Raw genomic sequence first — 22,706 nt, 5'->3', positions numbered from 1 at the left:
GGTCTAAATTACTTTTTTTTAAATATTAAAATTACCTCATGAAAAAACAAATTACAATTCTTTTATTGTTCTTGTTTCTTGCTTTTAATTCCTATTCGCAAGACACATTGCAAGAAATTAAAGTACGAACAGTTCGTAAAAGTATCAAGAAATCGTATACCTTAACGTCAAACACGACCACCTTAACGAGCAAAGAGTTACTGAAAGCAGCTTGTTGTAATCTAGCCGAAAGTTTTGAAACAAATCCATCCATAGACGTTAGTTTTTCGGATGCTTTAACAGGCACGAAACAAATTAAAATGTTAGGCTTAACTAGTCCTTATTTAATGATTACCGAAGAGAATATACCGTCAGTTCGCGGTGCTTCTCAGGCTTACGGTTTGTCATTCACACCTGGTACTTGGGTAGAAAGTATTCAAATTACTAAGGGGGCAGGTTCAGTTGTTAATGGTTTCGAAAGTATTTCAGGGCAAATCAATACGGAGCTCATTAAACCCATCAATGATATTCCTTTCTTTTTAAATGTTTATGGATCGACAGATTCTCGATTTGAATTAAATACTCATTTTAATACCAAAATATCAGAAAAATGGAGTAGTAGTCTTTTTGTTCATGGTAATACTAGGGTTGCTAAAAATGACATGAATGGAGATGGTTTTTTAGATAATCCATTGGCTAAACAAGTTAATGTTTTGAATCGTTGGCAGTACACTGATGCGCAAAAAGGCTGGGTTAGCTTTGTGAATTTTCGCTATATGAAAGACGAAAAGCAAACAGGAGAGTTAAATTTCGATAAAAATAGAGATCAGGGGACGACAAATTATTGGGGATCTGAAATCAACACGGAACGCATCGATGTTTCAACTAAGTTGGGCTATGTCTTTCCGGACATGCCTTACCAAAGTATTGGTTTTCAAAATGCTTTTAATAGCCACGGTCAAGATTCGTATTTTGGATTGAATCAATACGATATTAAGCAAAAGAGCTACTATTCTAATTTGATTTTCAATTCGATTATAAATAATACTAAGAATAAATTTGCTACCGGATTGAATTTTACATACGACGCTTATGACGAGTTTGTAAATGTGAATGACTATAGTAGGATAGATAATTCCATAGGTGCTTTTTTCGAGTATACTTTTGATAATACAAACAACTTTAGTTTAGTGTTGGGCGGTAGAATTGATAATCACAATCGTTTAGGAACTTTTATTACACCAAGACTGCATGCAAGATATAATCCGTGGGCCAAAGGGGTTTTTAGATTTTCGGCAGGAAGAGGGAAGCGTTCGGCTAATATTTTTGCCGAAAACCAACAACTTTTCGCCAGTTCTAGAAGGTTTGAAATACTGGACAATGGTGGGAAAATTTATGGTTTGAATCCGGAAATCGCTTGGAACTATGGATTGAGTTTTATGCAAGGCTTTTATTTATTTGACAGAAGCGGGGATGTAGGCTTTGATTTTTACCGTACGGACTTTCAAAATCAAGCAGTGGTGGATTTGTTTCAGAGTCCGCAAGAAGTTTTGTTTTATAATTTGAAAGGAAAATCGGTGGCTAACAGTTTGCAAATAGAATTCAATTATGAACTAGCAGACCGTCTTAATTTAAGAACTGCTTATAAATATTATGATATTCAATCCGATTATTTATCGGGCACTTTTCAAAGACCTATGCAAGCCAAACATCGTTTTTTTGGAAACATTGGGTATGAAACAGAATCGACTCCAGAGGGAAAGCAGTGGAAAGTAGATTATACACTTAATGTTTTGGGGAAGCAACAATTACCCAATACAGCTACAAACCCTACAGCAGATCGTTTGCCTGAGTTTGCGCCCTCTTTTTCGGTCATGAATGCGCAAGTGACAAGGGTTTTTTCGGATGTTTTTGAAGTATATGTGGGCGGAGAGAACATTGGGAATTATAAACAAGAAAAAGCAATTTTAGGAGCGAGCAATCCTTTTGGTCCTACTTTTGATACATCAATAGTATATGCGCCTGTTTTTGGTCAGATGTATTATGCAGGATTGCGATTTAAAATCAAATAAATTTAAAATAGAATAATATGAAAAAGATAGTAATGATAGTTGTAGTACTGTTTCTAGGAGTGAATATGCAAGCTCAAGAACGTAAAAATAAAAATGCAAAATATACCGTAAATGTGAACGGAAATTGTGAGCAATGCAAAAAACGAATCGAAAAAGCATCGTATGCAGTTTCGGGAGTTAAGTCGGCAATTTGGGATGTTGATAGTCATGATTTAAAATTGATTTTAAACGAACAAAAATCTTCCCTTTTAGAGGTTGAGAAAGCTATTGCAAAAGTTGGTCATGATACTCAAGAGGTGCGAGCAACTCAGGAAGATTATGATAATCTTCATACTTGTTGCTTGTATGAAAGAAAGTAAAGAAGATGAAAAGGTCCAAAATCTAGTTTTTTGGGCCTTTTTTTTGATGTAGTGTTTCTTTTTTTTAGATCTAAAATTAAAGTGGTTTTTTTAATTTAGTATTTATTAGTTAATAAAACTTTAAAAATAAATAATAAATTGTTGTTCAGGTAAATTATACTTACTTTCACGCACAAAATGTTTTCGAATAAAATCCCCTACCAATGAATAGTTTTGACTGGAAAAATTTAATAGACCCTCTTTTTTATATCAATTTTGATATAAACGGAATTAAGCTTGGGCTTTATATTGTTTTATTTATTGTTTTTGCAGAAACAGGTCTTTTTGCGGGATTTTTTCTTCCGGGAGACAGTTTATTGTTTCTTGCAGGTATTTATAGTGGTGAATTGATTAAAAATATTATCGTTATTGATAATGATTTTATCAATGTTTTTTTATTAGCAACTATGGTGGCTGTTGCCGGTATCCTAGGGAATGTAGTAGGATATTGGTTTGGGTCTAAAAGTGGTTATTATTTGTACAATAAACAAGATACTTTTTGGTTTAAGAAAAAGTACTTAGTACAGTCTAAAGATTTCTTTGAAAGACATGGAGGTAGAGCGATTATATTTGCTAGATTCTTGCCTATTTTTAGAACTTTTGCGCCTATTGTAGCCGGAATTGTGACAATGGAAAAAAAGAAATTTATGTTCTACAACGTAATTAGCTCTTTTTTATGGTCGTTTATATTGATCTTTGCAGGACATTATTTATATGGTTTTTTATTAGAAAAATATCAAATTAATTTAAAAGATCATATAGAATTAATCGTGATTGGTTTAGTCGTGGTTACGTTATCTCCTGTTATCCTTAAACTAGCTAAAAAATCTCCTTCAACCGAAGAATAGTTTTTAAATAATAGCATTTTGTTTTATAGTAACGCTTCTTTACTAGGTAATGCAAGTTCAAATTGAAAAATAGTATAGGTAATAATAAGGCAAATAAAAAGTCCGTTCAACTAAGTTGAACGGACTTTTTTTATATCCTGAAGGGGTTGATATTACATCATCCCTGGCATTCCGCCTCCCATTGGGTTTCCACCGCCGTTATCTTCTTTGATGTCGATCAATGCACATTCAGTAGTCAAGATCATTCCCGCAACTGAAGCAGCATTTTCTAACGCTACACGAGTTACTTTCTTAGGATCAATAATTCCTGCTTTAAGCATGTCTACATATTCGTCAGTTTTAGCATTGTAACCAAAGTCACCTTTCCCTTCTGCTACTTTTGCTACAACTACAGAACCTTCAAGTCCAGCATTTTCAACAATCGTTCTCAAAGGTGCTTCAACAGCTCTAGATACAATTTGAATTCCTGTTGCCTCGTCTGCGTTATCAGCTTTAACAGTAGCTAAAACATTTTTAGCTCTTAATAGAGCAACGCCACCACCAGCTACAATTCCTTCTTCAACAGCAGCGCGAGTTGCGTGTAATGCATCATCTACTCTGTCTTTTTTCTCTTTCATTTCAACTTCCGAAGCAGCTCCAACATAAAGAACAGCAACACCACCAGCTAATTTAGCTAAACGCTCTTGCAATTTTTCTTTGTCATAATCAGAAGTCGTAGCTTCCATTTGACCTTTAATTTGGTTCACGCGATTTTTAATAGTATCGGCATCACCAGCACCGCTTACAACCGTTGTGTTGTCTTTGTCGATAGTCACTTTTTTAGCAGTTCCTAACATTTCAAGAGTTGTGTTTTCTAATGTGTATCCTCTTTCTTCAGAGATTACTGTACCACCAGTCAAGATAGCAATATCTTCAAGCATTGCTTTTCTTCTGTCTCCAAAACCAGGTGCTTTTACGGCAGCGATTTTTAAAGCTCCTCTTAATTTGTTTACTACTAATGTAGATAGTGCTTCACCATCAACATCTTCGGCAATAATTAATAATGGTTTTCCAGATTGTGCTACTGGTTCAAGTACCGGCAGTAATTCTTTTAAAGAAGAAACTTTTTTGTCATATAATAGAATATAAGGACTTTCTAGTTCTACTTCCATTTTCTCAGGATTAGTAACAAAATAAGGAGAAAGGTATCCTCTGTCAAATTGCATTCCTTCAACAACATCTACATAAGTATCTGTTCCTTTGGCTTCTTCAACTGTGATTACTCCTTCTTTTCCAACTTTTGCGAAAGCAGCAGCAATTAACTCACCAATAACTTCATCATTATTTGCTGATATAGATGCAATTTGCTTGATTTTATCTGAGTCAGATCCAACCACTTTAGATTGCTTAGCAAGGTCAGCTACAATAGCTTCAACCGCTTTGTCAATTCCGCGTTTTAAATCCATTGGGTTTGCTCCTGCAGCAACGTTTTTCAAACCTTCTTTTACGATAGCTTGCGCCAAAACGGTTGCAGTAGTTGTTCCGTCTCCAGCTAAATCATTCGTTTTTGAAGCTACTTCTTTAACCATTTGAGCCCCCATGTTTTCTAATGGGTCTTTCAATTCGATTTCTTTAGCTACAGTTACACCATCTTTAGTAACATTTGGCCCACCAAATGATTTTCCGATGATTACATTACGACCTTTTGGTCCAAGGGTTACTTTTACTGCATTTGCTAATGCATCTACACCGCGTTTTAATCCGTCACGTGCTTCAATATCAAATTTTATATCTTTTGCCATTTTAATTTAGCTTTTAGCTTTTGGCTTTTAGCTTTTAGAAACAATGTTGTTTCAAAAAGATTTGCCAAAAGGTGTTGTTATTTAATTAATTTCCGTTTATGAGTGCCAATAGCCAAAAGCCATCAGCCAAAAGCATTGTTATTAGATTATTGCAAGAATATCATCTTCTCTCATAATCAAGTAATCCGTACCCTCTAATTTTAGCTCAGTACCAGCATATTTACCATAAAGCACAGTGTCACCAATTTTTACTGTCATTGTGTGATCTTTAGTTCCGTTACCTACAGCAACTACAGTTCCTTTTTGAGGTTTTTCTTTGGCAGTATCTGGAATGAAGATTCCTGAAGCAGTTTTTGTTTCCGCAGCAACTGGTTCAATAAGAACACGATCTGAAAGTGGTTTAATGTTTAAAGCCATAATTATATGTTTTTATTGTTTTTAAATGGATTGTATTAGTAATTTCAGAAATTGTGCCAAGCTATCTAAACTGACACAATTTCCTATAAAAAATGCCAGCTTTGACAGGCTGGCACTTTGAATAATATGTATTTAAATTTATTTTGCAGGAGTTGCTGGTGCAGCTGGTGCCGGTGTTACTGGCGCTGCTGTAGCAGGTGCATTGTCAATGATTTTAGAATCAGTGTCACTTAATGTTCCAGTGAAGCTTAAGCTTGAAAGCAAAATTAAAGCAATTAAAATCGTACCAAGTGTCCAAGTACTTTTGTCTAAAAAGTCGGTTGTTTTTTGAACACCTCCCATTTGAGTTGAACCACCTAATGTAGATGAAAGTCCACCACCTTTAGGGTTTTGAACCATAATTACTACGATCAATAGAAAACAAACTATTGTTATTAAAACTAAAAAAATTGAAAATGTGCTCATTGTTTAATTATTATTGTTTTGTTGTAAAATCTTAATATCTAATATACGGTCTGCAAAGAAACTACTTTTTTCTGGATATTTCAAAATTAATATATCATAAGCTTGAATCGCTTTTTGATATTTTTTTTGTTCTAAATAAACTCTAGCCAAAGTTTCGGTCATTAAGGATGAATTATCGTCTTTGTTGATGTCAATATTTACAGTCGAAGGCACGCCATGCTTGACAGGAGATATCTTAGGAGATGCTTCTATGAATTGATCAATAAGCATTGCCTTTTTCTTTTTGTCTTCGTCAATTGGCTCTGGTTGTGGAGTTATTGTTGCCTCAGGCTCTCTTGATATAGGCTGAATTCTGGAAAGTTGTAGCCATTCTTGAAAAGAATGTTGTTCGTTTTTAGAAAAATCTAATGGTTTTCCAATCTCTAAACCTTCTTCAATATTTTTTGGTTTTTCAACGGACTGGGCAGTAGCTTCTTTAATCGAAGTAAGTATAGATTGTTCTAGATGTGTAGGTTCTGGCTTTAATTGCACTTTAACTGCTACAACCTCACTATCAATAACGGTAATGTCAAGTAGTTCTTGTGATTTTTGATCGTAATAATCCTTTTGCATCGCTACAAAATTATCCGATGTAATAAAGTCAAACAAGACGGTTCTGTCGGTGGTATGAGCTGCTGTAACTTTTAAGGCAAAATTATACTTAAAACTATTTTGATTGTACAATCCCTTTAAGCGCAAAGCTCTTGCGCTTTGAAAAAACGGAAATTCATCTAAGACACTCGACAAAGCTTCAGTTTGCGTTTCTGTAATTTTGTTGGGTCTATTGAGTAAGTAAGTATAATCAGTTACATTCATAAAACGATCTTCAATTGGTTGTGTTTATTCTACTTGTTCTTTACCATTTAGCCAAAGACTCATTGAAGATGTCTTGTGTAATTCGGTCAAATATCTCGTCCAAGGCTGTTGTTAAAGTAGAACCTGTAAGTTGCGTTGATGCAGGATAATCATAAAAAAACTCAAACGTTTTTTCAAAGTCATCTGCCTCCTTATTCTTGTTTGTAAAGCGAACGTTTATTCTTATTTTTAGACGGTTTTGCGAAGCTTTTTGATCAGCAGTTGCTGTCATAGGACTTATTCTATAATCTACAATTTCACCTTCGTAGGTAAGGTCACCGCTTGTTTTTACTAAGTTTAGGTTGGTTTGATTCTGAATTAAATCTTGCAATGCCAGTGTAAAGGTTCTGTCGATTCCAGGCTCAATTAAATCTGAATTATTTGGGAAGAAGTTTACTTGAAAAGTCTTAGCATCAATTTTACCAGTTCCAGTAAAGTTATAAACTGAACAGCTACTGAAAGAAAATAAGACTATTAATATGGAGATGTATTTTAATTTTTTCATTTTATGTTTTGATAGTAAGCGTTGGTGTCAAAGATATTCAAAAAAATGACCACTAAATTTACAATTGATTGCTGTTTATAGGTCAAACTGCTTTATTTTACGGTACAAAGTCCTTTCGGAGATTCCTAGTTCATCAGCTGCAGCTTTACGTTTTCCTTTGTTTTTTTCTAATGACTTTTTGATCATTTCGATTTCTTTTTGCTCTAATCGTAAAACCTCTTCTTCTTCAATTGTTTCTGCAAACAAGTAATTCTCTTCGGTTTCTTGGTAGCGTTCTTCTTTTGTAGGATTAGAAATTAGTGCAGTTCTAGGCTGTTCTTCAAAATCTATTTCGCTGTCGTTTTCTTGATTGCCATAAATTTTCTGAATTAATGAAGGGTTAATGTCTTGGGTTTTAGCCGAGCCATTTTTCATCAATTCTAAAGTGAGTTTTTTCAAATCATGAAGATCACTTTTCATGTCAAAAAGTACTTTGTATAAAATATCTCTTTCTGTACTAAAATCGTTTTCGGCCTTTTTATCTTTAATCACTGAGGGTAAATTGCTTCCTTCAGATGGTAGGTACGATTGTAAAGTTTGTACCGATATATCTCGATTGGTTTCTAAAACCGAAATTTGTTCGGCAACGTTTCGCAATTGACGAATGTTTCCACTCCAGCGAAATTTTTGTAAAACTTGAATAGCGTTATCATCTAGTTTTAAAGGCGGCATTTTGTATTTATGAGCAAAATCAGCAGCAAACTTTCTAAACAATAAATGAATATCATCTTTTCGATCTCGTAAAGGTGGTAGTAAAATATCAACAGTACTCAAACGGTAATACAAATCCTCACGGAATTTTCCTTTTTCGATCGCATCAAATAAATTCACATTGGTAGCAGCAACGATGCGTACATCTGTTTTTTGAACTTGAGACGAACCTACTTTGATAAACTCACCATTTTCCAGTACACGTAGTAAACGCACTTGAGTTGTTAACGGTAATTCACCTACTTCATCCAGAAATATAGTTCCGCCATCAGCCACTTCAAAATACCCTTCACGTGTGCTTGTCGCGCCGGTAAAAGCTCCTTTCTCATGACCAAAAAGTTCACTATCAATTGTTCCTTCGGGTATAGCACCACAGTTTACGGCTATGTATTTACCGTGTTTTCTATGCGATAAAGAATGTATAATTTTCGGAATACTTTCCTTACCAACTCCGCTTTCTCCCACCACCAATACCGAAATATCTGTAGGAGCAACCTGGATTGCTTTTTCTAAGGCACGATTTAGCTTTGGGTCATTCCCAATAATCTCAAATCGTTGTTTTATATTTTGAATAGACTCCATATGTTTTTAGTTTAAAGTTTTTTGTGTTTAAGGTTTAAAGTTCTCCTAACTTTAATTCTTAAACTTTAAACATTTTAATTCATAGCACTCAAGCCAACAGCTTCCCCTTTTAAAGTTCCACTAGTACAAGAGTTGATTTTTACATTTACAAAATCACCAATTTTATAATTTTCCTTCGGGAAAACCACTGTAATGCTCTGAGAATTTCTTCCAGAGAATTCTTCTGTCGATTTTTTAGAAACTTTTTCGACCAAAACCTCTACTGTTTGACCAATAAACTCCTCAGATCGTGCCCAAGCGTGTTTTTGCTGCATATCAACAATTTCTTGTAAACGTCTTGCTTTGGTTTCATCGGTTACATCATCTTCCATTTTTCTTCCTGCCAGTGTTCCTGGACGTTCAGAATAAGAGTACATGTATCCAAAATTATATTTTACATATTCCATTAAACTCAAAGTATCTTGATGATCTTGCTCTGTTTCAGTTGGGAAACCAGCAATCATATCTTGCGAAATAGAGCTATTTGGAATAATCGATCTTATTTTGTCAATCAATGTCATGTATTCTTCACGAGTGTGAAGGCGGTTCATCTCTTTCAAAATTCTATTGCTTCCAGATTGTACTGGCAAGTGAATGTGCTTACATATATTATTGTGTTTCGCAATAACATGCAAAACACTCTCGTGCATGTCTTGTGGGTTTGAAGTCGAAAAACGAATACGCATCTTTGGGAAACCTACAGCCACCATTTCTAATAGTTGATCAAAATCTACAGCAGTAGCTTTTTGCATTTCAGTAGCAGTAGCAAAATCTTTTTTCAAACCACCACCGTACCAAAGGTAACTATCCACATTCTGACCTAAAAGCGTAATTTCCTTAAAGCCTTTGTCCCATAAATCTTGAATTTCTTTCATGATGCTTTGTGGCTCACGACTGCGTTCACGACCTCGAGTAAAAGGCACTACGCAAAAAGTACACATGTTATCACAACCACGAGTAATGGATACAAGCGCCGTAATTCCATTGCTCATCAAGCGCACAGGCGAAATATCACCATACGTTTCATCTTTCGATAAAATTACATTAATCGCATCACGACCTTCTTCAACTTCACTTAATAAATTAGGTAAATCTTTATAGGCATCAGGACCTACAACAAGGTCAACAATTTTTTCTTCTTCAAGAAACTGACTTTTTAAACGTTCAGCCATGCAGCCTAGAACGCCCACTTTCATTTTCGGGTTAATGCGTTTCACGGCATTGTATTTTTCTAATCGTTTGCGTACCGTTTGCTCTGCTTTATCTCTAATAGAACAAGTGTTTACAAGCACTAAATCAGCTTCTTCAAGAATTTGAGTCGTGTTGTATCCGTTTTCAGATAAAATGGAAGCTACAATTTCACTGTCCGAAAAATTCATCGCACAACCATAGCTTTCTATAAATAGTTTTTTTGTGTTCTCCGGTTTGTTTTCTAAAACAAGACTTTCGCCTTGCTTGCTTTCTTCAATAATCTTTTCCATAAGTCACTTTCAAAAGTGTGTATAATAAGGAGGCAAAGATACAAACATTCGAACAAATATGACAAGATGTCAGCCAAAGAATTAACATTGTTTTTAGAGTTTGTTCTTGGAGCTATTTCCCGCTTTCCATTGCAATCTTATTGTTCTTAAAGAAAGAACAATAAGGATTTTCATTTCAATCGGGGCTAAAAAACGGCGTTCTATTCCCATAATTAAAGTTGTTTTTTATCAAATTATTTTTTAAAAATCAATTCAAAATCTCAATATTTAAAAAAAATAGATACTTTTGTCCCAGAAAAATAGAGCAATGGCAAAGAATTTAGTAATAGTTGAGTCACCTGCAAAGGCAAAAACAATCGAGAAATTTCTAGGAAGTGATTTTCAAGTAGAGTCAAGTTATGGGCACATTGCCGACTTGCCTTCAAAGGAAATTGGTGTAGATGTAGAGAATGGTTTTAAACCAAAATACGAAGTTTCGGCCGATAAAAAAGCATTGGTAACCAAGTTGAAAGGCTTAGCCAAAAAAGCCGAAATGGTGTGGTTAGCAAGTGATGAGGATCGTGAGGGTGAAGCTATCTCTTGGCATTTAGCCGAAGAGCTAAAATTAGATTCTAAAAAAACCAAACGTATCGTTTTTCACGAAATTACTAAGAACGCCATTTTAAAAGCGATTGAGAATCCTCGTGAGATTGATTATAATTTAGTCAATGCACAACAAGCACGTAGAGTACTTGATCGATTAGTGGGCTACGAATTGTCTCCTGTGCTTTGGCGAAAAATAAAAGGAGGTCTCTCAGCAGGTCGTGTACAATCGGTATCCGTTCGTTTAATTGTGGAACGTGAAAGAGATATCCAAAACTTTAATGCAGTAGCAACCTATTCTGTAGTTGCCGAGTTTACAAATGAAGCTGGGAAGTCATTCAAAGCAAAACTGCCTAAAAATTTCAATACTAAAAAAGAAGCCGAAGATTTTTTAAATAAAAATGTAGGTTCTACTTATAAAGTTTCAGATTTAGAAACGAAACCAACTAAAAAATCTCCAACAGGACCTTTTACAACTTCTACCTTGCAGCAAGAAGCTGCTAGAAAATTGTATTTGCCAGTAGGGATTACCATGCAATTAGCACAACGTTTATACGAAGCGGGATTGATAACTTATATGAGAACCGATAGTGTAAACTTATCAAAGGATGCAATGGATGCTGCTCAAGCAGAAATCATCAAATCATACGGAAAAGAATTTTCTAAGCCTAGAACGTTTACCAATAAAAGTAAAGGGGCTCAGGAAGCGCACGAGGCGATCCGTCCTACAGATATGTCACGTCATACGGTGAATATCGACAGAGATCAAGCGCGTTTGTATGATTTAATCTGGAAAAGAACATTGGCTTCTCAAATGAGCGATGCGCAACTAGAAAGAACAAATGTTAAGATTGAAGCCAATAATCACGGAGAGTTATTTACGGCTTCGGGCGAAGTATTGCTTTTTGAAGGATTCTTGAAAGTGTACTTAGAAGGACACGATGATGACGAAGAGGAGCAAGAAGGAATGTTGCCTGCAATGAAAGTGAATGAAAAATTATTGAATAATTACATCACAGCAACAGAGAGGTACTCAAGACCGCCAGCTCGTTACACTGAGGCATCATTGGTAAAAAAATTAGAAGAATTAGGTATTGGTCGTCCGTCTACTTATGCGCCTACAATTTCTACGATTATCAATAGAAATTATGTCGAAAAAGGAAACCTTGACGGTCAAGAACGTAATTATACGCAGCTTACTTTGCAAGCTAATAAAGTAGGAGAGAAGTTGCTTAAAGAGAATACAGGTTCTGATAAAGGAAAATTGGTGCCAACAGATATTGGTACAATTGTAACCGATTTCTTGGTGAAAAATTTCGGAAATATATTAGATTATAACTTTACTGCAAAAGTAGAGCAGGATTTTGATGAAATAGCCGAAGGAAATGTAGATTGGGCTGTAATGATGAAGGAATTCTACGATCAATTTCACCCAACAGTAAAAGATGTAGAAGCAAATGCCGAAAGAGAAAGTGGTGAAAGAATTTTAGGAACTGATCCTAATACAGGCAAGCCGGTTTCTGTTCGTTTAGGGAAGTTTGGACCGATGGCTCAAATTGGAGCTGCTGATGACGAAGATAAAAAGTTTGCTAGCTTAATGTCTGATCAAAACATTGGAAACATCAATTTAGAAGAAGCATTGAATTTGTTTTTGCTTCCTAAAAATCTAGGAGAATATCAAGGAGAAGAAGTAGAGGTAAGTAACGGGCGATACGGTCCCTACATTCGTCACGGTGCTGCTTTTGTTTCGTTGCCAAAAGGAGAGAATCCTTTGGATGTTGATTTTAAAAGAGCACAGGAGTTAATTGATGAAAAGGCTATTGCCGATGCGCCAATTGCTGTTTACAAAGGCGAAGGTGTTCAAAAAGGAGTGGGGCGTTTTGGTCCATTCATTAAGTGGAACGGTATTTTTATTAATGTGAGTAAAAAATACAATTTCGATAATTTGTCACAAGCAGATATTGAAGCCTTGATTGAAGATAAAATTCAGAAGAATATTGATAAAGTACTCCATAATTGGGAAGACGAAGGAATTTTGGTCGAAAAAGCACGTTGGGGTCGCTCGGTTATTACTAAAGGAAAAATCAAAATTGAATTGAGTAAAGACGTCGATGCAACAAAACTAACTTTGGAAGAAGTGCAGGAAATGATTGCTAAGAAAACCCCTGCCAAGAAAACAGCTGCTAAAAAAGCACCCGCTAAGAAAGCGGCAGCCAAAAAGCCGGCGGCTAAAAAAGCAGTTGCCAAAAAGAAATAATAACTAATTCCAGTTGCGACGCTCTCCATGAGAGAGGGTTGAGGAGAGGAGAAAAAGATATAAAATGGAATTTGAGTTTTTAAAACCCATTGATGCCACTGTTTTAGATAAGATTGAAAGGTTGTCTTCGCAACAATTAGGAAGTAAAATCGTGTTTCATACCCAAAATCAGTTTCCAGATATTAGTAAAATTAACATTGCTATCATCGGAGTTTTGGAAAATCGAGGTGCTGATGCAGCTTTCGTAGATGTTGATTTGACTGCTATTCGCGAGGAATTGTATGGTATGTTCCCTGGGAATTGGGACGCTTCAATTGCTGATTTAGGTGATATTTTGGCAGGTGATTCTATTGAAGACACTTATTTTGCTTTACGCAAAGTAGTTTCGAGTTTAATTAAAAACAAAGTAGTTCCAATAGTAATAGGAGGTTCACAAGACTTAACATATCCAATGTATAGAGCTTACGATGAGCTCGAGCAAATGGTGAATGTAGTAGCTATTGATAGTAAGTTTGATTTTGGTAAAGAAAATGAAGGAGCTTTAGCATCTTCCTATCTAACTAAAATGATTATTGACGAGCCAAATAACTTGTTTAATTATTGTAATATCGGCTATCAAACCTATTATAATTCGCAAGAAGAAATTGATTTAGTCGAAAAATTATTTTTTGATGGTTATCGATTAGGTGAAATTTCGAAAAATATAGCTTTAGCGGAGCCCGTTTTTAGAGATGCTGATATTGTGAGTTTAGATTTGAATTCAGTAAAATCATCAGATTCAGGGAATTTTATTACCTTTACACCTAATGGATTTGATGGAAAAGAAATTTGTTCTTTGTCGCGCTATGCAGGGATAAGTGATAAAGTTTCGATGTTTGGGGTTTTTAACCACAATAATTCAGTTCAAGAATCCGTTTTGGTATCACAGGTAATCTGGTATTTTATTGAAGGATTTCATTATCGTTCTCATGAATACCCATTTGGTAGTCGCGAGAACTATATCAAATACATTGTACCTTCGGAAGAAGAGGTTTTGATTTTTTATAAAAGTGATAAAACGGATAGATGGTGGATAGAAATACCATTTATTTCAAATGGGAATAATAAATTAAAAAGAAATACGTTATTACCTTGTTCCTATGATGAATATTTAGGGGCTTGTAATCAAGAGCTACCAGAAAGATGGTGGAAGGCGTTGCGTAAAAACAGCATTTAAAAGTCATAAAATAAACGATTTAAAGCGTTTTAAGGGCTTAAAAAGAATAATTTTTAAAAATGATATTGTTTGATATAAAATAATTGTTTTTTATCAAAATAATAAATAGGTTTGCACATTAATAAATATTGAATATATGACCCAAATTTATATGAAGAAGTTCATTGCATTTATAGCAATAATAACGCTAATAATTGGCTGTGGTAAATCAGGCGATAATGGTGAGTTGGTGGGTGTTAAGGGAGCTAAATGGCATCCTGAAAAACCTTATGGAATGACTTTAGTTCCTGGTGGGTCTTTTATCATGGGTAAGTCAGATGATGATGTTGCTTCGGTACAAGATGCTCCAACAAAAACAGTTACTGTTCGTTCTTTCTACATGGATGAAACGGAGATTACTAATAGTGAGTACCGTCAATTCGTAGAATGGGTAAAGGATTCTACAATGAGAGTTCGTTTAGCAATTCTTGCGGATATGAGTGGTATCAAAGGTGGTGATGCAAAAGGAAAAGGAAAAAACGCCGGAAGCATTGGTGACTTTGCCTTCAATGATTCTGATCCTGAAAAAATGACTGCTTATGATAAATACATGTATGATAATTATTACAGCATCGGTACTGCTGATGATCCTTATGCAGGTAGAAAACTAAATAGAAAAGTAAAATTAATTACTGATCCTAAGCAATATCCTGATGAATATTACGTAGAAGTAATGGATTCAATGTATTTGCCGATAGAATCTTCATATAATGGTTTAAGAACTATTGATGTAGATAAATTGAAATTTCGTTATTCATGGATGGATATTCAGGCTGCAGCAAAAGCTAAAGTTGGGAAAAGAAAAGATTTCATAAAAACAGAAGAGGTAAAAGTGTATCCAGATACAACAGTCTGGATTAAAGATTTCGCTTATTCTTATAATGAGCCTATGCACAATGATTACTTTTGGCATAAAGCTTATGGTGATTATCCTGTTGTAGGGGTAAAATGGACTCAGGCGAAAGCTTTTTGTGCTTGGAGAACATTAAATAAAAACACGTACATCAAATCAAAGAAAAAAGGGCATGATTTAATAAACTCTTTTAGATTGCCTACTGAGGCAGAATGGGAATATTCTGCAAGAGGTGGATTAGAGTCTGCTACTTACCCTTGGGGTGGTCCATATACTAAAAATGATAGAGGATGTTTCTTGGCTAACTTCAAGCCTAATAGAGGAGACTATGCTGCAGATAATGCTTTGTATACTGTAGAAGCGAAGTCTTACGAGCCTAATGGTTATAATTTATATAACATGGCTGGAAATGTTTCTGAATGGACGGATTCATCTTATGATCCTAATGCTTACGAATATGTTTCGTCAATGAATCCAAATGTATTAGATGCGTCCAATAAACGTAAAGTAGTACGTGGTGGTTCTTGGAAAGATGTTGCATATTTTTTACAAGTAAGTACAAGAGACTTTGAATATGCTGATTCGGCTAGAAGTTTCATCGGATTTAGAACTGTTCAGGATTACATGGGATTAAAGACTACCGCTAACGGTAAAAAATAATTACAAAAACAAAAAAAAACAAACATTATAAACAAAACTATAAAATTTAGATTATGGCAATATTAGGTAAAAAAGCAATGAATTTCGCATACGGAATGGGTGCAGCAGTAGTAATTATTGGAGCATTATTCAAAATTACTCACTTTGAAATTGGGCCGTTAACTGGTACAGTGATGTTATCTGTTGGTTTATGTACAGAGGCTTTGATTTTTGCTTTGTCGGCTTTTGAGCCGGTAGATAATGAATTAGACTGGACTCTTGTTTATCCTGAACTTGCTAATGGTGAAGCTAAACCTAAAGCTAAAAAAGTTGTTGAAAATACTACAGAAGCACAGGGATTATTATCTCAAAAGTTGGATGCTATGTTGAAAGATGCCAAAATTGATGGTGAATTAATGTCAAGTTTAGGTAATAGTATTAAAAACTTCGAATCTGCTGCAAAAGGAATTGCTCCTACAGTTGATTCAATTGCTTCTACTAAGAAATACAGTGAAGAGTTAACTTTAGCTGCTGCTCAAATGGAATCATTAAACAGTCTATATAAAGTACAATTACAAAGTGCTTCAAGAAACGCACAAATTAATGAAGAAGTTGCTGAAAATAATTTGAAGCTAAAAGATCAAATGCAATCATTGACTTCAAACTTATCTTCTTTGAACAATGTTTATGGAGGTATGCTTACTGCTATGAATAATAAAGGATAATTAGTTTTAAACTATATTTAATAATAATAAACTAATTTGTAGAAAATATGGCAGGAGGAAAACTAACCCCTAGACAGAAGATGATTAACCTAATGTACTTGGTTTTTATCGCTATGTTGGCAATGAATATGTCAAAAGAAGTTTTATCGGCTTTTGGTTTAATGAATGAAAAATTCGAAAGTTCAAATACATCTTCAGTACAATCAAACCAAGGTTTATTGATGGCTTTAGATGCTAAGGCTAGTGAAGCCAAAGGAGAATTTGCTTTAGCTGCTGAAACGGCACACAAAGTAGAAAAAACAACAAAGGATTTTTATGACTATGTTGGAACATTAAAAACAGAAGTTCTTAATGGATTTGAAGTGGACGCGGAAACAGGTAAATTACCTTACGAAGAAATGGATAAAGGTGATAATATCGACAGTTGGTTTGTTGGTGAAGGATATTCTCCAAGAGGTAACGAGATTATCGCTAAGATTGAAAAGTATAAAGCTGATATGAAAGCTGCTTTAGGTACAGATAAAAAATATGCTGCTATTTTATCAGAGATTGAAAAGAAATTTGATTTAGCAGATGTTAAAAATAAAGAAGGTATTGCTGATAAGTATTTATCGTATCACTTTAAAGGATTTCCTGCTGTAGCGTCTATTGCTAAACTTTCGGCTTGGCAAAATGATATTAAAAAATCGGAATCAGATGTATATAGTTCTGCTTTAGGTAAAGCCGCTGTTGCTGCTGCATCTTATAGTAACTATCAAGCGATTGTGGTTTTAGATAAAAATGCATATTTCCAAGGTGAAGCGGTTACTGGTAAAGTAGTTTTAGGTCGTTATGACGAAAACACAAAGCCAACTAGTGTTACTGGTGCAAAATTAGATCCAGCTACAGGTCAAGCTAAAATTGCTTTAACTGCTGGTGGTGTTGGGGAGCAAAATATTGCAGGTCAGTTTACTTTTGTAGAAGATGGTAAAACAATCCCATTAAAATTTGCAGGTAAGTATGTTGTTGTTCCAAGACCAAACTCTGCGACTATCGCGGCTGATAAAATGAATGTAGTATACAGAGGTGTTGTAAACCCTATGTCTATCTCTTTCGCTGGTATATCTGATAAGGATGTTACTGCATCAGCTCCTGGTTTAAGTAAAGTAGGAAATGGAAAGTATAACATGAGCCCAGGCGGTGGAACAGAAGTGGTAATTAGTGTTTCTGGAAGAATGTCTGATGGTAAAGTAGCTACTGATAAAAGAGTATATAGAATTAAAGGAATTCCAGGTCCAACTGGAACAATTAGAGGAGAAACAGGTGTTGTAAAAGGACCTAAATCGAATTTGGAGATTTCAACCGTTGGAGCTAAGTTAGAAGACTTTGATTTTCAAGTTGACTTAAATGTTGTTGGATTCAACTTTAAAGTTACTGGACAACCTACTGTTGTTGTATCTGGTGATAGATTAAATGCACAGTGTAAATCTATTCTTGCTAGATGCGGAAGAGGTGATCAAGTTACAATTTCAGAGATTAAAACAAAGTTAGTTGGAGCGGGTAGTTATTTATTGCCTAGAACTGCACCAGTTATTTTTGAAATACAATAAAAATTAAGTTGCCAAAAGGCATCTTCAATATCTTATAATGATACCATGATGAATGTGAGAAATTTTTTATTAGTTATTATTTCCATAACAGGAAGTATTGCCACTTATGCGCAATCTAATTTGCTTAATGCAAAAACTCCTTCTGAGATAGGACTTAAAACTGCAGCTCAATTAATTTCAGATAATGATAAGCCTTTGGCGTATGGTTATGTTCATGATAGAGATGTGTTAATGGGTAAGACTACTTGGGAAATCATTGATTTGAGCGAAAAAATTAATTTTGCTCTATATTTTCCAATTGACACTGCTAATATCGGTTCTGATAGACGCTCTTTGTATGATGTTTTGACAAAAGCAATTAGAAGCGGTGCTATCAAGGATGTATATTCTGATAGTTATTTTAATACTAAGAAATCGTTTAAAGATATTCAAGGTTCATTATCTAGAATTGATACTACAGATGCCGGAAGAGAGCAAATCAATGCTGGTATTGCTATTTCTCCTGAGTATATTATGAGATCTGACTTGACATCTCAAGATGTTGCGCAGTATAAAATTAAAGGGTACTGGTATTTTGATAAACGTCAAAGTGAGTTAAAGTATCGTCTTCTAGGAATTTGTCCTGTGACTCCTGATGTGTATTCTATGAATAACGACGAAAAAGATTATATTGAGTTGTTTTGGATCTTTTTCCCAGCAGCAAGAGAGGTTTTGCATGAAGCTAAAGCATTTAACGATGTGAATTCGGCGATGCCTGTTTCTTTTGATCAGATTTTAAATTCGAGACGTTTTAACAGTGTTATCTATAAAGAAGAAAATGTATATGGTGATAGAAGTATTGCTGATTATATGAAAGATAATGCTCAGAATCAATTGTTAGAATCGGAAAGAGTAAAAGAAAAAATACGTGATTTTGAATCAGATATGTGGAATTATTAATTCCATTTAAGTTGTAATTAAAAACTCTTGCTGCAAAGCAAGAGTTTTTTTGTTTAGGGTTGTTTCTGTTTTGTTTTAAAAATGCGTTCTTTGCGCTTTATTCTAATATATATATGTTATGATTGATTATCTAATAGTTGGTTGCGGTTTAGCGGGTATCTCTTTTGCAGAGATGGCTCTCAATAATGATAAAAGCATCGTGGTTTTAGATAATAGTTCTCAAAATTCGTCAAAAGTAGCTGGAGGCTTGTATAATCCAGTAATTTTAAAGCGTTTTTCTGAAGTTTGGAAAGCACAGGAACAATTGGCGCTCATGCAGGAATTCTATTCAACAATTGAAAAAAAGTTGCGCATTCAAGTTGATTTTAGAAAACCTATTTTACGAAAATTTTTCTCTATTGAAGAGCAAAATAATTGGTTCGCTGCTTCGGATAAAGTAAATTTAGCGCCCTTTTTGTCACCTACTATTATTACAAAGAAATATTCTGGAATTGATTCGCCTTTTAATTATGGCGAGGTTTTGAGCACGGGTTATGTAGACACTGCTTTACTGGTTGCTAAGTACAAAGAGTTTCTTAGGGAGCTGAATGTATTAGTCTACGACTCGTTCGATTATAACGCTATAGAATTTTTATCAGACGGAAGTGTAAAGTACAGCGATTTTCATGCAAAAAACATTGTTTTTGCCGAAGGTTTTGGGTTGCATTTGAATCCTTATTTTGGAGATTTGCCTTTGGATGGTACTAAGGGAGAGTTATTCATTATCAAAGCTCCTGAATTAGATCTTGATGTGATCGTAAACACTAGTGTTTTTATCTTACCACTTGGTAATGATTTGTTCAAGGTAGGGGCTACTTATAATTGGAAGGATAAAACGGATTTGCCTACGGAAGAAGGTAAGCAAGAATTAGTGGATCGAATTCAAGAGATTATTAATTGTGAATTCGAAATAGTGGAACATTTTGCTGGAGTAAGACCAACTGTAAAGGATCGAAGGCCTCTTGTAGGGACGCATTTGCAGTATAGTGCATTACACCTGTTAAATGGTCTAGGAACAAGAGGAGTGATGTTAGGACCTGCGATGGCCAAAGCTTTGTTTGATAAAATAGAAAATAATATTCCTCTTGACCCTGCGATTAACATCAACAGAGTCAAGAAAAAGTAAATTGTACTACGCTTTGAAAGTGGGATCGTAAGAAACGAACATATTAATATAAATGTTCCTAGACCACCTTAAAATTAATGGAAATAGCAAAATGATGGAAGCGATAATGGCTATAAAAGCAACTTTTAGCGAACTGCCGAATATTAAATATGAAATTATAAAAGCGGCTATTCCGGTTCCTACATTTAGGCCGTAACTCACATACATAGCTCCGTAAAAGAAGGATGGTTCGATTTGATATTTTAGTCCACAATGACTGCATTTTTCATTCATTTTCAAAACATTTCCTAAATGGAGTAAGTTTTTGTCCTGATACATGCTTTCATTTTGACATTTCGGACAAGTTCCTGTTAAAATGCTATTTAGTTTGGATCCTTTTTTTAACATTTGCATAAATTTTAAACAAAGGTACAATTTTAGGATTGTTGCCTTTGTAACTTTAGTCACAAAATATGCTTAATATACACAATTTATCCGTTTCATTCGGAGGTACTTATTTATTTGAAGAAGTAACATTTCGTCTCGGAGCTGGTGATCGAGTTGGTCTTGTAGGGAAGAACGGTGCAGGAAAGTCTACCATGCTAAAAATGTTAGCTGGAGATTTTAAACCAGATTCAGGAGTAATTTCGCAGGAGAAAGATGTTCGCATGGGTTTCCTTCGACAAGATATAGATTTTGAACAAGGAAGAACGGTTCTTGAAGAAGCGTACGAAGCTTTTGTTGAAATTAAAATTGTTGAAAAAAAATTAGAAGAAATCAATCATCAATTGGTTACTCGTACAGATTATGAAAGTGATGAGTATTCTAAAATCATTGAAGATTTATCAGATTATACCCATCGTTTTGACCTTTTAGGAGGATACAATTATGTGGGTGATACAGAGAAAATTCTTTTAGGACTTGGTTTTAAAAGAGATGTTTTCAATAATCAAACGGAAACATTCTCTGGGGGGTGGAGAATGCGAATTGAGTTGGCCAAATTACTTTTGCAGGCTAATGATGTATTACTACTCGATGAGCCTACCAATCACTTAGATATCGAGAGTATCATTTGGTTGGAGAGTTTTTTGCGCAATTATCCAGGAGTTGTGGTGATTGTTTCTCACGATAAAATGTTCCTTGATAACGTTACCAATAGAACAATCGAAATTTCATTAGGAAAAGCCTACGATTTCAATAAACCGTATTCGCAGTACCTAGAGCTACGTCATGAAATTCGCGAAAAGCAATTGGCTACACAAAAAAATCAAGCCAAGAAAATTGAAGAAACAGAGAAGTTAATTGAAAAATTCCGTGCCAAAGCTTCTAAGGCTTCTATGGCGCAGTCTTTAATTAAAAAATTAGATAAAGTAGAGCGTATCGAGGTGGACGAAGATGATAATTCAGTAATGAATATCTCTTTCCCAGTTTCTAAAGAGCCGGGTAGAGTAGTAGTCGAGGCCGAAAATGTAACCAAGAGCTACGGCGATAAAACGATCTTAAAAGATATTAATTTATTGGTAGAAAGAGGTAGTAAAATTGCTTTTGTTGGTCAAAATGGTCAAGGAAAATCTACTTTTATCAAAGCCATTGTTGATGAATTTGAATACCAAGGGAATATCAAATTAGGGCACAATGTACAATTAGGGTATTTTGCTCAAAATCAAGCCGAATATCTTGATGGCGAAATTACCTTACTTCAAACTATGGAAGATGCTGCGGCAGATACCAACAGAATGAAAGTTCGTGACATGTTAGGGTCATTCTTGTTCCGTGGTGATGATGTAGAGAAAAAAGTAAAAGTCCTTTCAGGAGGAGAACGCAACCGTCTTGCGCTTTGTAAATTGTTATTGCAACCCATCAACGTTTTATTGATGGATGAGCCTACCAATCACTTGGATATCAAATCTAAGAATGTATTAAAAGCAGCCTTGCAAAAATTTGGAGGAACTTTACTTTTGGTTTCTCACGATAGAGATTTCTTGCAAGGAATGTCAAACCTTGTTTACGAATTCAAAGATCAAAAAATTAAAGAATATTTGGGTGATATCAACTATTTCTTAGAGCAACGCAACCTTGAAAACATGCGTGAAGTTGAGAAAAAAGATCTTGAAAAGGCAACATCTCCTAAGGAGAGCAATAAAGCGTCTTATGAAGATCAAAAGAAAGGTAAATCACTTCAAAATCGTTTGAGTAAAATAGAAAGCCAAATCAAACAATTAGAGAAAGACATTCAAAATGACGATAAAATGCTGGCCTCAAACTATGATAAGCACAAAGAAGATGCTAAGTTTTTCACGGCTTACAATAAAAAGAAAGCTGAATTAGATAAATTATTGTCTGATTGGGAAAACGTACAAGAAGAAATAGATAATTTGTAGCCATTCCAGCTATTCATTACAACCTTTCCATAAAAAATCTCTTTTTACTAAACTATTGCAGGAGCTTCCTTTGGTCGCTCTGCCCTAGTTGTAAAAAGGGATTTTTTTATGTCAAGGGTTTTCATTGCTAT

General features: G+C 34.8%; 19 protein-coding genes. 11 read left to right on the top strand and 8 right to left on the bottom strand.

All coding sequences use genetic code 11. The features are described 5' to 3' along the window. Positions 1 to 38 precede the first annotated feature (38 nt). From H8R24_RS00905 to H8R24_RS00895, 3 genes are all read left to right on the top strand, one after another. On the top strand, positions 39 to 2,051 hold the full coding sequence (locus tag H8R24_RS00905) for a TonB-dependent receptor plug domain-containing protein (RefSeq protein ID WP_187016694.1): 2,013 nt from the start codon (positions 39 to 41) through the stop codon (positions 2,049 to 2,051). 17 nt (positions 2,052 to 2,068) lie between these two features. Beyond that, complete coding sequence (locus tag H8R24_RS00900; protein ID WP_187016693.1) at positions 2,069 to 2,410, top strand: heavy-metal-associated domain-containing protein; 342 nt, start codon at positions 2,069 to 2,071, stop codon at positions 2,408 to 2,410. A 203-nt stretch (positions 2,411 to 2,613) separates the two neighbouring features. After that, entirely contained in the window at positions 2,614 to 3,297 is a 684-nt protein-coding gene (locus H8R24_RS00895) for a DedA family protein (RefSeq protein WP_187016692.1), read from the top strand. A 152-nt stretch (positions 3,298 to 3,449) separates the two neighbouring features. Here the strand turns inward: H8R24_RS00895 and groL are convergent, their stop codons facing one another. The 7 genes from groL to miaB all read right to left on the bottom strand — a co-directional run bounded on the left by groL (position 3,450) and on the right by miaB (position 10,211). Continuing rightward, positions 3,450 to 5,078, bottom strand: a complete 1,629-nt coding sequence (gene groL, locus H8R24_RS00890; RefSeq protein ID WP_187016691.1) for a chaperonin GroEL — start codon at positions 5,076 to 5,078, stop codon at positions 3,450 to 3,452. A gap of 141 nt (positions 5,079 to 5,219) precedes the next feature. Then, positions 5,220 to 5,495, bottom strand: coding sequence for a co-chaperone GroES (locus H8R24_RS00885; RefSeq protein WP_073241214.1), 276 nt, complete (start codon positions 5,493 to 5,495; stop codon positions 5,220 to 5,222). 138 nt (positions 5,496 to 5,633) lie between these two features. Continuing rightward, on the bottom strand, positions 5,634 to 5,960 hold the full coding sequence (gene secG / locus H8R24_RS00880; protein WP_187016690.1) for a preprotein translocase subunit SecG: 327 nt from the start codon (positions 5,958 to 5,960) through the stop codon (positions 5,634 to 5,636). A 3-nt stretch (positions 5,961 to 5,963) separates the two neighbouring features. After that, positions 5,964 to 6,815, bottom strand: a complete 852-nt coding sequence (locus H8R24_RS00875) for a hypothetical protein (protein WP_187016689.1) — start codon at positions 6,813 to 6,815, stop codon at positions 5,964 to 5,966. Between the two features lie 40 nt (positions 6,816 to 6,855). Further along, positions 6,856 to 7,359, bottom strand: coding sequence for an LptE family protein (locus H8R24_RS00870; RefSeq protein WP_187016688.1), 504 nt, complete (start codon positions 7,357 to 7,359; stop codon positions 6,856 to 6,858). A gap of 75 nt (positions 7,360 to 7,434) precedes the next feature. Then, a complete protein-coding gene (locus H8R24_RS00865) occupies positions 7,435 to 8,691 on the bottom strand; it encodes a sigma-54 interaction domain-containing protein (RefSeq protein ID WP_187016687.1) in 1,257 nt (418 codons plus the stop codon). A gap of 74 nt (positions 8,692 to 8,765) precedes the next feature. After that, positions 8,766 to 10,211 (bottom strand): tRNA (N6-isopentenyl adenosine(37)-C2)-methylthiotransferase MiaB, encoded by a 1,446-nt coding sequence (gene miaB, locus H8R24_RS00860; protein WP_187016686.1) that lies wholly within the window; start codon positions 10,209 to 10,211, stop codon positions 8,766 to 8,768. A gap of 307 nt (positions 10,212 to 10,518) precedes the next feature. On the opposite strand from miaB, the gene topA reads away from it, so the two are divergent. From topA to H8R24_RS00825, 7 genes are all read left to right on the top strand, one after another. Beyond that, positions 10,519 to 13,050, top strand: a complete 2,532-nt coding sequence (gene topA / locus H8R24_RS00855) for a type I DNA topoisomerase (protein ID WP_187016685.1) — start codon at positions 10,519 to 10,521, stop codon at positions 13,048 to 13,050. 64 nt (positions 13,051 to 13,114) lie between these two features. Then, on the top strand, positions 13,115 to 14,266 hold the full coding sequence (locus H8R24_RS00850) for a formimidoylglutamase (protein ID WP_187016684.1): 1,152 nt from the start codon (positions 13,115 to 13,117) through the stop codon (positions 14,264 to 14,266). 151 nt (positions 14,267 to 14,417) lie between these two features. Continuing rightward, a complete protein-coding gene (porK, locus tag H8R24_RS00845; RefSeq protein ID WP_187016742.1) occupies positions 14,418 to 15,818 on the top strand; it encodes a T9SS ring complex lipoprotein PorK/GldK in 1,401 nt (466 codons plus the stop codon). A gap of 53 nt (positions 15,819 to 15,871) precedes the next feature. Next, positions 15,872 to 16,522, top strand: a complete 651-nt coding sequence (porL, locus tag H8R24_RS00840) for a type IX secretion system motor protein PorL/GldL (RefSeq protein WP_187016683.1) — start codon at positions 15,872 to 15,874, stop codon at positions 16,520 to 16,522. A 47-nt stretch (positions 16,523 to 16,569) separates the two neighbouring features. Beyond that, on the top strand, positions 16,570 to 18,111 hold the full coding sequence (porM, locus tag H8R24_RS00835; RefSeq protein ID WP_187016682.1) for a type IX secretion system motor protein PorM/GldM: 1,542 nt from the start codon (positions 16,570 to 16,572) through the stop codon (positions 18,109 to 18,111). Between the two features lie 48 nt (positions 18,112 to 18,159). After that, positions 18,160 to 19,050 (top strand): type IX secretion system ring subunit PorN/GldN, encoded by an 891-nt coding sequence (porN, locus tag H8R24_RS00830; RefSeq protein ID WP_187016741.1) that lies wholly within the window; start codon positions 18,160 to 18,162, stop codon positions 19,048 to 19,050. A gap of 118 nt (positions 19,051 to 19,168) precedes the next feature. Continuing rightward, positions 19,169 to 20,215, top strand: a complete 1,047-nt coding sequence (locus H8R24_RS00825; RefSeq protein ID WP_187016681.1) for an NAD(P)/FAD-dependent oxidoreductase — start codon at positions 19,169 to 19,171, stop codon at positions 20,213 to 20,215. A 6-nt stretch (positions 20,216 to 20,221) separates the two neighbouring features. Here H8R24_RS00825 and H8R24_RS00820 read toward each other — a convergent pair whose 3' ends face one another. Further along, positions 20,222 to 20,602 (bottom strand): DUF983 domain-containing protein, encoded by a 381-nt coding sequence (locus H8R24_RS00820; RefSeq protein ID WP_187016680.1) that lies wholly within the window; start codon positions 20,600 to 20,602, stop codon positions 20,222 to 20,224. A gap of 65 nt (positions 20,603 to 20,667) precedes the next feature. On the opposite strand from H8R24_RS00820, the gene H8R24_RS00815 reads away from it, so the two are divergent. Further along, a complete protein-coding gene (locus H8R24_RS00815; protein ID WP_187016679.1) occupies positions 20,668 to 22,575 on the top strand; it encodes an ABC-F family ATP-binding cassette domain-containing protein in 1,908 nt (635 codons plus the stop codon). Positions 22,576 to 22,706: the final 131 nt, after the last annotated feature.

The sequence above is a fragment of the Flavobacterium muglaense genome (genome assembly GCF_014305155.1).
GTDB lineage: Bacteria > Bacteroidota > Bacteroidia > Flavobacteriales > Flavobacteriaceae > Flavobacterium > Flavobacterium muglaense.
Note: the sequence above shows the minus strand (reverse complement) of the source record. Positions and strands in the feature narration are given on the sequence as shown.